Annotated in this window: 1 pseudogene; it reads right to left on the bottom strand. The window is 70.9% G+C overall.

Features of this window, described 5'->3' with window-relative positions:
* Positions 1-2,331: pseudogene (locus tag IF89_RS39200) on the bottom strand (hypothetical protein); the annotation flags it as partial.

Below are 2,331 nucleotides of genomic sequence, written 5' to 3'. Positions count from 1 at the left end.
GTAGTCGGTGCCGTTTTCGGTGTTGGTGTATTCGCCGCCGAAGCGGAAGGGGTTGGCGGCGGGGTCGGCGGCGCGGTGCGGAGCGGCTGCGGGAGCGGCGCCGGGTCCGGTCTCCTGGCCGTAGTCGGTGTAGGAGCGGCTGGTACGGGCTTCGGCGAGGGGGCCGGTTTCCAGGACGGTGTTGCCGCGGCGGTCGGCATGCAGGTACAGGGCAGCTTCGGGCGTACCGGTGAGAGTACGTGCTTCGCGTCCTGTCAGGCCGGCCAGGTAGGCGCCGGTGCGGGAGGTGCCGTCCGGGGTGGTGTGGGTGTCGTTGGCGATGGTGCCGTCAGGGGCGTAGTGGAAGAGCACGGCGTGCCTGTCGCCGTCGCGGCCGGTGGTCGTGGAGGATTTGCGGCTGCCGTCGGCCCAGTAGGCGTACTCGGTGCGTATGCCGTCGGAGGTGGCGGCGGTGAGGGGCTTGCTGTCGGGAGTGTAGGTCCAGGCAGTACCGTCGGCTCCGGTGGTCAGGCGGCCGGCCGCGTCCCAGGCCTGGTCGGCCTCTGCCCCGTCGGTGATGACTGCGGTGAGGCGTCCGGCGGCGTCGGTCTCATGCCGGGTTAGGGTCTTCTCGCCCTGCGCATCGGTGACGGTGGTGGTGGTGACGTCTCCTGCGGCGTTGGCGGTGTAGGCGGTCGAGCGCAGTACAGGGGCCTTCTCGTCCGCGCCGCTGTGCAGGACGGTGGAGGCCAGCCGGTTGTATGCATCATAGGAGTGCACCGTATGGACGGTCACCGGAGGTGCGGCGGAAGAGCTGTCGGCGGCCTCTTCCGCGCCTGTCCCCCCTTCGCTGCCTGGGGCCTGGCCGGTGCTGCTGGCCGGGCGGGTGTCGGTGCGGGTGGCGAGGTCGCCGCGGCTGTTGTACGTGTACACGGTTTCGGACAGCAGGGTGCCGTCTTCGCCGGTGAGGGTCTCCTTCTTCGGCTGGCCGCTGTCGTAGTAGTCCACCGTCAGGACGGTGCCGTTGCCGTACTCGGTCTTCACCAGCCGGCCCAGGGTGTCGTAGGCGTAGGAGGCCCTGGAGGTCTGCCCGTCGGCAGTCTTCTGCTCAGCGGTCTTGAGGCTGCCGTCGCTGTTGTAGGTGTAGGCAGTCACTGCATCAGCCGCGTCGGTAGAGCTGGCGAGCTGGCCGACCGCGTCGTAGGTGCGGGAGGTGGTCTTGCCGTCGGGGTAGGCGACTGACACCAGGCGGCCCTCGCCGTCGTAGCCGTAAGTGATGAGGGAGGCCTTCTTCGCCTCCTCGCCGTCGCCTTCCCACACGCTGGCAATCCGGTTCAGGCTGTCGTAGGCCATGTGCCGGACGGTGGTCGCGCCGTCGGCGTGCGTGATGGCGGCGGACGTCAGCAGGCCGGCCTCGTCGTAGGTGTAGGCGGTTTCGGAGACCGGTTTGCCCTCCGGCGTCTTCACCGCGGCTGATGCCGCCTGCCCGTCGGGGGTGTACGTGAACACGGTGGTGTTGCCGAGCTGGTCGGTCTGGGACGCCAGCCGGCCGGCCTCGTCGTACGTGTTCCTGATGCCGGTGCGGCTGCCTGCTGCGTCCTCGCCCTGGGTGAGGGTCTTGGCGGTAGGACGACCGGCCAGGTCGTGGGCGGTGGCTGCAGTGAACTTCTCCCCCGGGTAGGTGTCGGGGGCGGCGGGGCTGAGGACCGTGCTGTGCGGGATGCCGCCCGGCCCGTAAGAGGGGGTGGCGGTGACTTCGCCGCTGGTTGAGGTCAGGGTGCGGCCCAGCGCGTCGGTCTGGGCGGTGGAGCCGGCGGCGGGGGTGCCGTCGGCGAAGACGACCTTCGCGGAGGCCGTACGCGCGGCGCTGTCAGCGTCCTGCACCATCACAGCGCGTGCATCGCCGAGGCCGGCATCCTTCTGGTCTGTACCCAGGACGCCCTGCGCGACCGCTTCGACCCGGGCGCCGTCGGCGTCGGGTTCTTTGGCGTAGGCGCCGTCGCGGTAGTTGTCCGCGGTCCGCAGCGGGCGGCCCAGCGCGTCGAGGGTCTCGGTCACCCGACGGCCGTCAGGGGTGGCAGTGACCGTGGTAGTGGGAGCGGGGTAGGAGATGGTTGTCCTCTGGGATCTGCCGGAGTCGGGCAGCAGGGTGCGGGCGACCGGCCGGCCCTGGCGGTCGTACTCCGTCCGGGAGACGACCCGCCCGCCGGGGCCGGCCTCCTCCAGCACGGCCCCCGTCGCCAGGTCCACCACCCGCGAGGCGGTGGTCTCCGCGTCGGTACCGGGCGCGGTGGTGACGGTCTCGGTCAGACGCCCGTCCTCAACGGTCCGGCTGACCTCAGTCTTCAGCTC

This window comes from Streptomyces sp. NRRL F-2664, assembly GCF_000719345.1.
Lineage (GTDB): Bacteria > Actinomycetota > Actinomycetes > Streptomycetales > Streptomycetaceae > Streptomyces.
Note: the sequence above shows the minus strand (reverse complement) of the source record. Positions and strands in the feature narration are given on the sequence as shown.